We start from the raw sequence: 12,175 nt of genomic DNA, 5'->3' as shown, positions 1-12,175 counted from the left end.
CGGGTGATCACAGCACGAGCGGCACGACACGCAGCGGGGAGCGACGGCACAACGTGAGCAGCGAGACCGCAGCCGGGGACGGGAACGGGAACGAGGGGGTGTGGGACGTCGTCGTGGTCGGCGCGGGCCCCGCCGGGTCCGCCGCGGCCCGCGCCGCCGCCGAGGCGGGCCGGCGCGTGCTGCTGCTGGAGAAGGCCGAGCTGCCCCGCTACAAGACCTGCGGCGGCGGCATCATCGGCCCCTCCCGCGACGCGCTGCCGCCGGGCTTCGAACTCCCGCTGCTGGACCGCGTCCACGCCGTGACGTTCTCCCTCAACGGCCGGCTCGCCCGCACCCGCCGCTCCCGCCGGATGCTGTTCGGGCTCGTCAACCGCCCGGAGTTCGACGAGCGCCTGGCGCAGGCGGCGGTGGCCGCCGGCGTCGTGCTGCGCACCGGTACCGCCGTATCGCGCGTCGAGCAGCACGGCCCTGGCGTCCCCGACCGGCGCACCGTCGCCGTGGTCCTCGCCGACGGCCGGCGCCTGCTGGCGCGCGCCGTGGTGGGCGCGGACGGCAGCGCCAGCCGGATAGGGACGCACGTCGGCGTGCGCCTGGAGCAGGTGGACCTGGGCCTGGAGTGGGAGATCCCCGTGCCGCCGGAGGTCGCCGCCGACTGGGCGGGCCGGGTCCTGATCGACTGGGGCCCGCTGCCCGGCTCCTATGGCTGGGTCTTCCCCAAGGGGGACACCCTCACCGTCGGCGTCATCTCCGCACGCGGCCAGGGCGCGGCCACCCGGCGTTACCTGAAGGACTTCGTCGCCCGCCTGGGCCTGTCCGGCTTCGAGCCCGCCATCGCATCGGGCCACCTCACCCGCTGCCGCACCGACGACTCGCCGCTGACCCGCGGCCGGGTCCTGGTCTGCGGGGACGCCGCCGGGCTGCTGGAGCCGTGGACGCGCGAGGGCATCTCCTTCGCGCTGCGCTCCGGCCGCCTGGCCGGGCAGTGGGCGGCCCGCGTCGCCGAGGCCCAGGACGCCGTGGACGCCCGCCGCCAGGCCCTGAACTACACCTTCGCCATCAAGTCCGGGCTGGGCGTGGAGATGGGCGTCGGCCGCCGCATGCACGCGATCTTCTCCCACCGCCCCCGGATGCTGCACGCCACCATGATCGGCGTCCGCCCGGTGTGGACCATCTTCACCCAGATCACCCGCGGCTCCACCACCCTCGCCGGCGTCGTCCGCACCCACCCGCTGGCCCGCCGCGCGCTGGCCGCCCTCGACCGCCAGACGCCGGCGGACGGCGAGGCCCGGGGGCGTTCCTCTCAGGACTCTCAGGGCTCTCAGGAGGCGAGCGCGGACTCCGGGAGCAGTCCCGGGTCCTGACGCAGGATCCGCTCGTGCAGCGCGCGCAGCGCCGGCCCGGGATCGGCGCCGGTCTCCTCCGCGATGCGGCGCCGCGCCTCCTCGAACGCCAGCAGCGCGTCCGCGGGCCGCCCGCTGCGGTAGAGCGCGAGCATCAGCAGCCACGCCAGGCGTTCGCGCAGCGGGTGCGCGGTCACCTGCCGCATCAGCTCGTGCAGGCACTCGTGGTAGCGGCCGAGCTCGATCTGCGCCTCCATCCGCGCCTCCAGCACCGTCAGCCGCTTCTCGGCCCACCGCCGCCGCTCGGCCGCCAGGTAGGGCCCGGTCAGGCCCTCGGCGAACTCCCCGCGCCACAACGCCTCGGCCCGCGCCGCCAGCTCCCCGGCCCGCCGCAGCTGGCCGGCGTCCCGGGCCGTCACCGCCTCCCGCAGCAGTGCGGCCCGCTCCGTCATGTCGTCGATCCCGGCGCCCTCCAGCCGGTATCCGCTGCCGGTCCAGCCCAGCCGGACCGTGCCCGCGGCGGTCTCGGGCGCGAGCGCGCGCCGCAGCCCCGACACGTACTTCTGCACCAGGTTCCGCACCTGGGCCGGGGGCCGCTCGCCCCACACCGCGTCCACCAGCGCCTCGAAGGTCATCGGCCGCCCGTCCTGGAGCAGCAGCACCGCCAGCACGGCCCGCTGCCGGGGCGGCCCCAGCGGCACCTCGACGCCGCCGCGCGACGCCCGCAGCGGGCCCAGCAGCTCACAACGCAGACCCTCGGCCATGGCCCGAGCCTAGCGTCCGCGCCCGGCAACGCCGCCACACCTGCCGTCCGGCCGGCGTTCCAGTGGGCGTTCCAGCGGACGGTCAGCGCGGCGGGCGAACCTGGCAGCCCGCCGCCCGGACACCCGCGGGCGCGCCACCCCCGGGAAGGAACGACGACACCGATGCCCCCGCGCGACCACGGCGGCCAGGGGCCGCTGGCCAGGCTCGGCCACTTCACCGTGCGGCGCTCCCGCGCCATCCTGCTCGCCGCCGTCGCGCTCCTGCTGGGCCTGGGGGCCTACGGCGCCGGCGCGCAGGACGACCTCGACCTGGCACGCTGGGACGCGCCCGGCACCGAATCCGTCGCCGTGCAGGAGACCCTCCGCGACGAGTTCGGCACCGGCAACCCCAACCTCGCCCTCCTCGTCACCGCCGCCCGCGGCGACATCGACAGCCCCCGCGTCGCCGCCGCCGGGCGCGACCTCGCCCGCGAGCTGGCCGCCCACCCGATGGTGACCGACGTGACCTCCTACTGGCCCGGCCGCGACGCCGCCCTGCGCAGCCGCGACGGCGACCGCGCCCTGGTCCTGGCCCGCCTGGAGGGCGACGCCACCGAGACCCGCCGCGAACTGGCCGATCTCTCCCCGGAGCTGACCCGCACCACCGACGACGTCACCGTCACCGTCGGCGGCCAGGAGGAGGTCTCCCGCCAGGTCAGCGAGCAGGCCGCCGAGGACTTCCTCACCGCCGAGGCCATCATCCTGCCGACCGTCCTCCTCCTGCTGATCCTCATCTACCGCCGCACCGTGGCGGCCCTGCTCACCGTCGGCACCGGCCTGCTGTCGGTGCTCGGCACCCTCGCCGGGCTGCGGCTGCTGGCCCAGGTCACCGAGGTCTCCGCCTTCGCCGCCAACCTCGCCCTCGTCCTGGGTCTGGGCCTGGGCCTCGACTACGGCCTGTTCCTCATCAACCGCTACCGCGAGGAGCGCACCGCCGGCCGCCCCCGCGAGGACGCGGTGACCGCCGCGGTCGCCACCGCCGGCCGCACCATCGTCTTCAGCGGCGCCACCGTCGCCGTCTCCCTGGCCACGCTGCTGGTCTTCCCCTTCTTCTTCCTCGCCTCCTTCGCCTACGCCGGCATCCTCGTCGTGCTCACCGCCGTCGTCTCCGCCGTCGTCGTCCTCCCCGCCGCCCTCGCCCGCCTCGGCCACCGCGTGGAACGCCCCCACCCGCCCGCCGCGACCGGCCGCTTCTGGCACCGCACCGCCCACCGCGTCATGCGCCGCCCGCTGGCCGCCGGGGGCGCCGCCCTCGCCCTGCTGCTGCTCGCCGCCTCCCCGCTGCTCGGGCTGCGCTTCGGCCTCCCCGACCAGCGCACCCTGCCCGAGGGCACCTCCAGCCGCGTCGCCTCCGAGACCATCCGCGACCACTTCGCCGCCGAGCCCACCGACACCCTGTTCGTCGTCCCCACCGGCACCGCCGCGGACGTGCCCGCCCTCGCCGCCGAACTCTCCCGCGTCCCCGGTGTCTTCCACGTCGTCTCCGCCGCCGGCACCCACCGCGACGGCGCGCTCGCCGCCGGACCCGGCCCCGGCTCCAGCGCCCTGACCTCCCCCGGCGGCGCCACCCGCCTGTCCGTCGTCCCCACCCAGCGCGCCATGGACGGGGACGTGCCCGGACTCGTCGCCGACGTCCGCGCCATCGCCGCCCCCCACGGCGCCGAGGTCGGCGGCTACCCGGCCGAGACCACCGACTTCCGCGCCACCCTCCTGGACCGGCTGCCCCTGGTCGCCGCCCTGATCCTCCTCGTCACCTGCGCCGTGCTCTTCCTGCTGACCGGCAGCGTCCTGCTGCCGCTGAAGGCCACCCTGCTGAACCTCCTCAGCCTGTCGGTCATGTTCGGTGCCCTGGTGTGGATCTTCCAGGACGGCAACCTCTCCGGCCTCCTCGGCTTCACCCCCACCGGCTCCATCGAGCCGAGCGTCCCGGTGCTGATGTTCTGCGTCACCTACGGCCTGTCCATGGACTACGAGGTGTTCCTGCTCTCCCGCATCAAGGAGGAGCACGACCGCACCGGCGACACCCCCCGCGCCGTCGCCGACGGAATCCGGCGCACCGCCCCCCTCATCACCGCCGCGGCCGGCATCCTCGCCCTCACCTTCGCCGTCTACGCCACCAGCGGCGTCGTCTTCCTGAAGGAACTCGGCGTCGGCGCCGCACTGGTGATCGCCACCGACGCCACCCTCGTCCGCCTCGTGCTGCTCCCGGCCACCATGCGGCTGGCCGGCCGCGCCAACTGGTGGGCGCCGGCGCCCCTGGCCCGCCTCCACGCCCGCCTCGGGCTGCGCGAGAACGCCGCACCCGCGCCCGCCGCCCCCGGCACGCCGCCGGACGACGGCGTACTGCGCCGGGAGTACGTGTGAGGCCCGCGCTCGGCTGACGCGCCCCGCCGCCGTCCCCCGCTAGCGTTGCGGACATGACCGAGCACACCAGCAGGGCGTCCGGGCCCGGCGGCCCGCCCTGGCAGCGCTGGCTGGCCGCGCCGCCGGCCGTCGCCCGCCTGCCGTGGCTGTCCTCGGCCGTGGTCCTGCTGATCCAGCTCGTCGGCTCGACCTTCGCGAGCGAGAACCAGGAGCGGGCCGACCACCGCGTCGACCTGGACGTCTTCGGCTACGCCCTGCTGACGCTCGGCCCCGCCCTGCTCGTGCTGCGCCACCGCCACCCGCCGCTGGCGGCGTTCGGCACCGCCGCCGTCGCCGCGGCGTACTTCGCGGCCGGCTACCCCTACGGCCCGATCTTCCTCAGCGTTGTCGTCGGCGCCTTCGGCGCGGTCGTCGCCGGGCACCGCCACGCCGCCTGGGGCGCGCTCGGGCTGTTCTGGGGCAGCCTGCTGCTGACCGGCCACTGGCTGTACCGGTGGCTGCCGCCGGACGACGACGGCCCGGCCCCCTGGGGCTTCGGCGGCGCCGTGGCGGCGTGGGCGGTCGCGGTGCTGGCCGTCTCGGAGCTGCTGCGGGCCCGCCGCGAGCAGGTCGCCCGGGAACAGGCGGAGCGCGAGGCGGCCGAGCGGCGCCGTGCCGACGAGGAGCGGCTGCGGATCGCCCGCGAGCTGCACGACGTGCTCGCCCACAGCATCTCCGTCATCAACGTGCAGGCGGGCGTGGGCCTGGCCCTGCTCGACTCCGACCCGGACCAGGCGCGCACCGCCCTGACCACCATCAAGTCCGCCAGCAAGGAGGCGCTGGGGGAGGTGCGGCAGGTGCTGGACACCCTCCGCTCGCCCGGGGGCGCCGCGCCCCGCGCCCCCGCGCCGGGCCTGGCGCGGCTCCCGGAGCTGGCCGCCCAGGCCGAGCGGGCGGGGCTGACCGTGACGACCCGCACCGAGGGCACGCCCTCTCCGCTGCCGCCCGGCGCGGACCTGGCCGCGTTCCGCATCGTGCAGGAGGCGCTGACCAACACCGTCCGGCACTCCGGCTCGCGCACGGCCCGGGTGCTGCTGCGGTACGCCGCCGACGAGCTGGAGCTGCGGATCGACGACGACGGCCCGGCCACCGGGGAGGGCACGGTCGGCGGCAACGGCCTGGTCGGGATGCGGGAGCGCGCCGCGGCCTTCGGCGGCACCGTGACGGCCGGGCCCCGCGAGGACGGCGGGTTCCGCGTCACCGCCCGGCTGCCGCTGCGACGCGGGGGCAACGGCGAAACCACCGAACGCGGCAACGGGGAGACGACATGATCCGGGTACTGCTCGCCGACGACCAGGTCCTGGTGCGGGCCGGGTTCCGCGCCCTGCTGGACGCCCAGCCCGACATCTCCGTCGTCGGCGAGGCCGCGGACGGCGAGGAGGCGCTGGCCCTGGTGCGTGACATGCGGCCGGATCTGGTGCTGATGGACATCAGGATGCCGCTGCTGGACGGGCTGGCCGCCACACGCCGCATCACCGAGGACGCCACGCTCGACGGCGTGAGGGTCGTCATGCTGACCACCTTCGAGCTGGACGAGTACGTCTTCGAGGCGATCCGCTCCGGCGCCTCCGGCTTCCTGGTGAAGGACACCGAGCCGGACGAGCTGCTGCGCGCCGTGCGGGCCGTGGTCGCCGGCGACGCGCTGCTCTCGCCGGGCGTCACCCGGCGGCTCATCGCCGAGTTCGCCGCCCGCTCCAAGGAGCCGGCCGAGGCGTCCCGGCTCGCGGGGCTCACCGAGCGCGAGCGGGAGGTGATGGCCCTGGTCGGCATCGGCCTGTCCAACGAGGAGATCGCCCGGCGGCTGGTCGTCTCGCCGCTGACGGCCAAGACCCACGTCAGCCGCGCCATGGTCAAGCTGGGCGCCCGCGACCGCGCGCAACTCGTCGTCCTGGCCTACGAGTCGGGGCTGGTGCGGCCCGGCTGGCTGGGCTGACGGCGTTTCCGCCGCCCGTCCCCGCCGGCCGGGCCGCCCCCCGTCCCCCCCGTGAGGCGCCCGGCCCCAGCCGTGGGGCGCCTCCGCCTCGGCGGTCTCCCGAGGCTCCGCCGCGACGGCGGGCACCGACGCGGCGACGACCACCGGGCGACGCCGGCGTACGCGCAGCCCGCTCGCCGGTCGGGCGACGTCCTGGGCGACAAGGCTACATACATAAGAATCGATTGCAAGTGCATTTAATTACGGTGCAACGATGGGCGAATCTCTGGTAGCGTGCCCCCCATGCCCGGGATGACGGCAGACGAAGTACTCGTGGCCCGCTGGCGGGAGACGCTCTCCCTCCACGCCCGCACCGTGTGCGAGCTCGACCGCGTACTCCACCCCCACGGCCTGGGCGCCAGCGACTTCGAGGTGCTCGACGTGCTCGCCCAGGGCAAGGCCGAGGACGGCAGCTGCGCCTACCGCGTCCAGGAGCTCATCTGCCGCGTCCACCTCAGCCAGAGCGCGCTCTCGCGCCTCATCGCCCGCCTGGAGCGCGAGGGCCTGGTCACCCGCGCCATGTGCAGCGACGACCGCCGCGGCGTCCGCGTCACCCTCACCGACGCCGGCCGCGAACGCCACGCCGCCGCGCTGCCCGACCAGCGGGCCGTGCTGGCGCGGATGCTGCCCGCCGCCGACTGACCCGGCGCCCGGCTCCGCGGGCCGGGCCCGCCCCGGCCCGGGATCGCCGCCCTCAGATGGCCGCCCTCAGATGGCCGCGCTCAGATGGCCGCTCAGATGGCTGACGTCCTCCGCCACAGCTCCGCCACCTCCCCGTCCCCGGCGACCCTCACCCCGTCGCCGCCGAACGGCCGGCGGTTCCACAACGCCTGATACAGCGCCTCGGCCGGCCCGCTGATCTCGCACTCCACCGGCCCGAGCGGCTCGCCCCGCTCCACCCGCGGCGGCCCGCCGGACAGCAGCACCCGCCACCACGCCCCCGGCGCGTCCGTCGCCCGCACCCCCAGCGCGCACGGCCGCTCGCTGCGCACCCGGCTGCGCTCCCGCCCGTGAAATCCCGTCAGCAGCTCGTCGATGCCGTCGGCCGCCACCTCCGCCCGCACCGGCGTCGGCGCCCCGCCCGCCGCCAGCTCGGCGTCGATCCGGTGCACCGTCGTCTCGTGCGCCTGCCGCCGCGCCCAGAAGTGCCGCGGCGAGCGCGCCCCCGGCAGGAACGCCCAGCACTCCAGGTCCTCCGCCGCGCCGGACAGCGCCGCCATCAGGGAGCCGTGCCCGTCCCGGAACCAGCTCTCCAGCTCCCCGTCCGCCACCCGCTCCGCGGGCACCGGCACGAACGCCGCGAGCCGCCCCGCCACGAAGCCGGTCGCCCAGCGGTGGATGTTCCCCTGATGCAGCACCAGGTCCCGCATCCGCCAGCCGGGACACGACGGCACCGCCGCGTCCGCGCCGGCCCGCCCCGCGGCGTCGATCAGCAGCTCGCCCTCACGATCCAGCACCGTCAGGAAGTCACCGGTCTCCACCCGGCCGATTCTCCCCGAAACGCCGCCCGCGTCCACCCCCTCAGGCGGGCGAGCGCACCGCCCGCCGCGTGGCGTAGGCGATCACGGCCGCCCCGGCCGACAGCACCGCCACCGTCGTCAGCGCCGCCGCCAGCGACACCCACTCCGCGATGAAGCCGATCGCCACCGGCCCGGCCAGCAGCCCCCCGTACCCCAGCGTGGAGGCCGCGGCCACCCCCCGCGGCCCCGCCACCGCGCCCGCCTGACCGATCGCCACGGGGAAGATGTTCGCCAGCCCGAGTCCCGTCACCGCGAACCCCACCAGCGCCAGCCACACCGTCGGAGCCCACGACCCCAGCAGCATCCCCACCGCCGCCATCGACCCGCCGGCCACCAGCGTCCGCCCCTGCCCCACCCGCGCCAGCACCGCCGAGCCCGCCAGCCTGCCGACCGTCATCGCCAGCGCGAACACCGAGTACCCCGACGCGGCCACGCCCGCCCCCGCGCCCAGCGTCTCCTTCAGATGCAGCGCGCTCCAGTCGGCCAACGCCCCCTCCCCGTACGCCGTGCACAGCGCGATGAACCCCACCACCCCCACCAGCCACCGCGCGCACCCGCGTCCGCCCGCCCCCGCCGCCATGCGCCCACGCCCCCGCGGCTCCACCGCCGCCGCCCCACGCGGGCGCGGCGGCGGCTGCCGCAGCAGCGTCCGCCCCGCGACCCCCGCGATCGCCAGCCCCACCACGCACAGCAACGCCAGATGCCAGGCCGCCGACAGCCACCCCGCCACCAGCCCGCCCACCCCCGCCCCCAGCATGCCGCCCAGGCTGAACGCCGCGTGGAAGCTCGGCATCACCGGCCGCCGCAGCGCCGCCACCAGGTCCACCGCCGCGCTGTTGGCCGCCACGTTCACCGCCCCGAACCCCGTCCCGAACACCAGCAGCACCCCGCCCAGCGCCGGCGCCGAGTGCGTGTGCGGCGGCAGCGCCACGCTCAGCGCCAGCAGCACGCCCGCGGCCACTGTCACCGGATGGCTCCCGAACCGCTGACACAACCGCCCCGCCAGCACCATCGTCACCACCGCCCCCGCCGACACCCCCAGCAGCGCCAGCCCCAGCGCGCTCGACGACGCCCCCGTCTGCTCCTTCACGTCCGGGATGCGCACCACCCACCCGGCGAAGACGAAACCGTCCAGCGCGAAGAACGCGCTGATCGCGACGCGCAGCCGCCGCAGCCCCGGATCCCCCCGCGGACCCGCCCCGAACATCGTCCTCAGTTTGTTTATCGCAGGCACAAAGTGAGAATAGGGGCGTGACCCGCACCCGTACCAGGCTCGAGCGAGGCCGCAACGCCCTCGGCCCCGCGCTGGAACTCGTCCACACCGGCCGGGCCCCCACCCGCGCCGTCCTCACCACGGAACTCGGCGTCACCCGGGCCACCGCCGGCGCCGTCGCCGCCGAGCTGCAGACCCTCGGCCTCATCACCGTCGACGCCCGCCCCGGTGCCGGCGGCAGCCAGGGCCGCCCCTCCCACCGCCTGTCCATCGCCCCCGACGGCCCCGTCGCCCTCGCCGCCCAGGTCCACGCCGACGGCTTCCGCGCCGCCCTCGTCGGGCTCGGCGGCCGCATCGTGGCCACCGCCCCCGGCTGCATGACCGTCGACGCCGACCCCGCCCAGGTGCTGCGCGAGGTCGTCCGGTCCGGGGCCCGGCTGCTGCGCGAGTCCGGCCGGCGCTGCGTCGGCGCCGGCCTCGCCGTCCCCTCCGCCGTCGCCGAGCCCGACGGCACCGCCCTCAACCCCCTCCACCTGGCCTGGCCCCCCGGCGCCCCCGTCCGCGACATCTTCAACCGCTGCCTCGCCGAGGCCGGCATCGACGCCGACGGCTTCTGCGGCAACGACATCAACCTCGCCGCGCTGGCCGAACACCGCCACGGCGCCGGCCGGGGCGCCCAGCACCTGCTGTGCGTCGCCACCGGCCACCGCGGCGTCGGCGGCGCCCTCGTGCTCGACGGCCGCCTCCACACCGGCAGCGCCGGCCTCGCTCTCGAGGTCGGCCACCTCACCGTCGATCCCCAGGGCCACCCCTGCCACTGCGGCGGCCGCGGCTGCCTCGACGTCGAAACCGACCCCGCCGCCCTCCTGGCCGCCGCCGGACGGGAGCCCGACCCCGACCGCTCCCTCCTCGACCAGGCCCGCGACCTCCTCGACGCCGCCCGGACCACCGACGACCCCGCCCCCCGCGCCGCCGCCCGGACCGTCGCCGATCGCCTCGGCCTCGGCCTGGCCGGGCTGGTCAACATCCTCAACCCCGACCGCATCATCCTCGGCGGCCTCCACCGCTGGCTCCTCGACGCCGACGCCGGACGCCTGCGCGCCACCGTCGAACGCCACAGCCTGTGGGGCAGGAGCGGCAGCGTCCCCGTCCTGCCGTGCACCCTCGACCACGGCAGCCTCGTCGGCGCCGCCGAACTCGCCTGGCAGCCCGTCCTCGACGACCCCCTCGCCGCCCAGCCCGCGTAACCCCCCGCCCGGCTAGAACGAGATCCCGCCCAGCAGGTCCGCCAGCCGCTCCCCGCCCGCCTCGATGCTCGGCGCCACCGACGTGCCCGCCAGATAGAACCCGAACAGGCCGCACACCAGCGCATGCGACAGCTTCAGGCCGTCCTTGCGGAAGAACAGGATCACGATCACGCCCAGCAGCAGGACCCCGGAGACCGACAAGACCATGAGCACTCCCGATGCCGCCAACACGACTTCACTCTCAGCACTCTAATCGCCACTCGCCGTAGTGATCGTGTGGCGCGTGCGTCCGGGTGACGCGTACGAACCCCTGCCCGGACCTCGATAGGCTGGCCCGGACGCCCAGGGGCAAGGAGGATCACGAACGATGGCAGACAGCACCCAGCCGCTGTCGGCACGCGCCAGACTGGCGGTGACCGCAGGCAGGGCGGCGGCCGCGGTCTCGCGGGCCGCGGGCCGCGGCTCCGGATCGGTGATCGGAGGCCGCGTCGCGCTCAAGCTCGACCCCGACCTGCTCTCCCGGCTCTCCGGCCACCTCGACACGGTGCTGATCTCCGCCACCAACGGCAAGACCACCACCACCCGCCTCATCGCCGAGTCCCTGCGCGCCGGCGGCGAGGTCGTCTCCAACGCCCTCGGCGCCAACATGCCCGCCGGCATCACCTCCGCCCTCTCGCGCGGCGCCGACGCCCGCTACGGCGTCCTCGAAGTCGACGAGAAGTACCTCATCAGCGTCGCCCAGGCCGTCTCGCCCAAGGCCGTCGCGCTGCTCAACCTCTCCCGCGACCAGCTCGACCGCGCCGCCGAGACGCGAATGCTCGCCGAGCGGTGGCGCGAGGGGCTGACCGGCACCAAGGCGACCGTCATCGCCAACGCCGACGACCCCCTCGTCGTCTGGGCCGCCACCTCCGCCCCCACCGTCGTGTGGGTCGCCGCCGGCCAGGAGTGGAAGGACGACGCCTGGTCCTGCCCCTCCTGCGGCGGCGTCCTCCAGCGCCCCGACGACTCCTGGCACTGCGGCGCCTGCGGTTTCAGCCGCCCCACCCCCACCTGGGTCCTCTCGGGCGACAACGTCCTCGACCCGCACGGCTCCGCGTGGCCCATCCACCTCCAGCTTCCCGGCCGCGCCAACAAGGCCAACGCCGCCGTCGCCGCCGCCACGGCCGCCGTCTTCGGCGTCCCCCCGGGGGTGGCGTTGCAGCGCATGCAGTCCGTCACCGCCGTCGCCGGCCGGTACGGCGTCGTCACCTACGAGGGCCGCGAGGTGAGGCTGCTGCTGGCGAAGAACCCCGCCGGATGGCTGGAGACCTTCTCCATCGTCGGCGGCGACACCTCCGTGCCCGTCGTCCTCGGCGTCAACGCCCGCGCCGCCGACGGCACCGACACCTCCTGGCTGTGGGACGTCGACTACACCCGCCTGGCCGGGCACCCCATCGCCGTCATCGGCGACCGCCGCCTCGACCTCGCCGTCCGCCTCGAGGTCGCGGGCGTCACCTTCCGCGTCTGCGAGACGCTGCGCGAGGCCATGACGGAGCTGCCCCCGGGCCGCGTGGAGGTCATCGCCAACTACACGTGCTTCCAGGACCTGCGGCGCGTGGTCGGCGGGTGACGGTGAAGACGACGGCGAGGGTGACGGCGATGCGGGTCCAGTTCCGGGCGTTCGGCCGGCCGGGTGTG

Annotated in this window: 11 protein-coding genes; 7 read left to right on the top strand and 4 right to left on the bottom strand. The window is 76.1% G+C overall.

What is annotated here, in order from left to right; translation table 11 throughout:
• Positions 1-53: 53 nt before the first annotated feature.
• Entirely contained in the window at positions 54-1,361 is a 1,308-nt protein-coding gene (locus tag ACTWQH_RS08450) for a geranylgeranyl reductase family protein (protein WP_443285754.1), read from the top strand.
• Here the strand turns inward: ACTWQH_RS08450 and ACTWQH_RS08445 are convergent.
• Positions 1,319-2,104: an AfsR/SARP family transcriptional regulator gene (locus ACTWQH_RS08445; RefSeq protein ID WP_443285753.1), complete on the bottom strand. Its 786-nt coding sequence runs from the start codon at positions 2,102-2,104 to the stop codon at positions 1,319-1,321. The two genes, ACTWQH_RS08450 and ACTWQH_RS08445, sit on opposite strands and share 43 nt — an antisense overlap.
• 162 nt (positions 2,105-2,266) lie before the next feature.
• On the opposite strand from ACTWQH_RS08445, the gene ACTWQH_RS08440 reads away from it, so the two are divergent.
• From ACTWQH_RS08440 to ACTWQH_RS08425, 4 genes are all read left to right on the top strand, one after another.
• Entirely contained in the window at positions 2,267-4,507 is a 2,241-nt protein-coding gene (locus ACTWQH_RS08440; RefSeq protein ID WP_443285752.1) for an MMPL family transporter, read from the top strand.
• A 53-nt stretch (positions 4,508-4,560) separates the two neighbouring features.
• Positions 4,561-5,817, top strand: coding sequence for a sensor histidine kinase (locus ACTWQH_RS08435; protein WP_443285751.1), 1,257 nt, complete (start codon positions 4,561-4,563; stop codon positions 5,815-5,817).
• A complete protein-coding gene (locus ACTWQH_RS08430; RefSeq protein ID WP_443285750.1) occupies positions 5,814-6,479 on the top strand; it encodes a response regulator in 666 nt (221 codons plus the stop codon). Before ACTWQH_RS08435 ends, ACTWQH_RS08430 begins: the two co-directional genes overlap by 4 nt.
• A 282-nt stretch (positions 6,480-6,761) precedes the next feature.
• A complete protein-coding gene (locus ACTWQH_RS08425) occupies positions 6,762-7,160 on the top strand; it encodes a MarR family winged helix-turn-helix transcriptional regulator (RefSeq protein WP_443285749.1) in 399 nt (132 codons plus the stop codon).
• Between the two features lie 92 nt (positions 7,161-7,252).
• Here ACTWQH_RS08425 and ACTWQH_RS08420 read toward each other — a convergent pair whose 3' ends face one another.
• Complete coding sequence (locus tag ACTWQH_RS08420) at positions 7,253-7,999, bottom strand: maleylpyruvate isomerase family mycothiol-dependent enzyme (RefSeq protein WP_443285748.1); 747 nt, start codon at positions 7,997-7,999, stop codon at positions 7,253-7,255.
• A gap of 40 nt (positions 8,000-8,039) precedes the next feature.
• Complete coding sequence (locus tag ACTWQH_RS08415; protein ID WP_443285747.1) at positions 8,040-9,272, bottom strand: MFS transporter; 1,233 nt, start codon at positions 9,270-9,272, stop codon at positions 8,040-8,042.
• A 17-nt stretch (positions 9,273-9,289) separates the two neighbouring features.
• Here ACTWQH_RS08415 and ACTWQH_RS08410 point away from each other — a divergent pair, with 17 nt between their 5' ends.
• Entirely contained in the window at positions 9,290-10,498 is a 1,209-nt protein-coding gene (locus tag ACTWQH_RS08410) for an ROK family protein (protein WP_443285746.1), read from the top strand.
• A gap of 12 nt (positions 10,499-10,510) precedes the next feature.
• On the opposite strand, the gene ACTWQH_RS08405 is transcribed toward ACTWQH_RS08410, so the two are convergent.
• Positions 10,511-10,705 carry a hypothetical protein gene (locus ACTWQH_RS08405; protein WP_443285745.1) on the bottom strand — a complete coding sequence of 65 codons (195 nt, stop codon included), beginning with the start codon at positions 10,703-10,705 and terminating at the stop codon, positions 10,511-10,513.
• 160 nt (positions 10,706-10,865) lie between these two features.
• Between ACTWQH_RS08405 and ACTWQH_RS08400 the strand changes: the two genes are divergently transcribed.
• The gene (locus ACTWQH_RS08400) at positions 10,866-12,107 is read left to right on the top strand and encodes a MurT ligase domain-containing protein (protein WP_443285744.1); all 1,242 of its coding nucleotides are present in this window, start codon (positions 10,866-10,868) and stop codon (positions 12,105-12,107) included.
• Positions 12,108-12,175 lie beyond the last annotated feature (68 nt).

This window comes from Streptomyces sp. 6N223, from assembly GCF_052246635.1.
Lineage (GTDB): Bacteria > Actinomycetota > Actinomycetes > Streptomycetales > Streptomycetaceae > Streptomyces.
Note: the sequence above shows the minus strand (reverse complement) of the source record. Positions and strands in the feature narration are given on the sequence as shown.

Coding starts and splice junctions, on each gene's coding strand:
- ACTWQH_RS08445 (WP_443285753.1), bottom strand. CDS start 2,104: ATGGCCGAGGGTCTGCGTTGTGAGCTGCTGGGCCCGCTGCGGGCGTCG.
- ACTWQH_RS08440 (WP_443285752.1), top strand. CDS start 2,267: ATGCCCCCGCGCGACCACGGCGGCCAGGGGCCGCTGGCCAGGCTCGGC.
- ACTWQH_RS08435 (WP_443285751.1), top strand. CDS start 4,561: ATGACCGAGCACACCAGCAGGGCGTCCGGGCCCGGCGGCCCGCCCTGG.
- ACTWQH_RS08430 (WP_443285750.1), top strand. CDS start 5,814: ATGATCCGGGTACTGCTCGCCGACGACCAGGTCCTGGTGCGGGCCGGG.
- ACTWQH_RS08425 (WP_443285749.1), top strand. CDS start 6,762: ATGCCCGGGATGACGGCAGACGAAGTACTCGTGGCCCGCTGGCGGGAG.
- ACTWQH_RS08405 (WP_443285745.1), bottom strand. CDS start 10,705: ATGGTCTTGTCGGTCTCCGGGGTCCTGCTGCTGGGCGTGATCGTGATC.
- ACTWQH_RS08400 (WP_443285744.1), top strand. CDS start 10,866: ATGGCAGACAGCACCCAGCCGCTGTCGGCACGCGCCAGACTGGCGGTG.